Genomic DNA, 216 nt, shown 5'->3' with positions numbered 1-216 from the left:
CGCTGGCCACGGAAGCGATCTGTCAGGTTGGCGCGTTCGGCAATGAAGCCGGTACTGGCATACGACCGGCAGCGCTGCTGGAAATCGCATTCGGTGAAGGTGGCATTGCCATCGTGATAGCGCAGCTTGCCGTTGGTGAACGACATGATTTCACGCCCGTTGTCATAGTCGCGCAGCAGCGAACGCCCGCTGAGGGCGTTGGGCACCGGGAAGCCG

1 protein-coding gene is annotated in these 216 nt (G+C 62.0%); it reads right to left on the bottom strand.

Annotated features, from left to right (window positions below; genetic code table 11):
* A partial coding sequence (locus tag RRF55_RS29060) for a hypothetical protein (protein WP_439419459.1) occupies nucleotides 1-216 on the bottom strand: 216 nt, incomplete at both ends.

Origin of the sequence: Klebsiella sp. K47 (assembly GCF_051858335.1) — a bacterium.
GTDB classification, from domain to species: domain Bacteria; phylum Pseudomonadota; class Gammaproteobacteria; order Enterobacterales; family Enterobacteriaceae; genus Klebsiella; species Klebsiella pneumoniae.
Note: the sequence above shows the minus strand (reverse complement) of the source record. Positions and strands in the feature narration are given on the sequence as shown.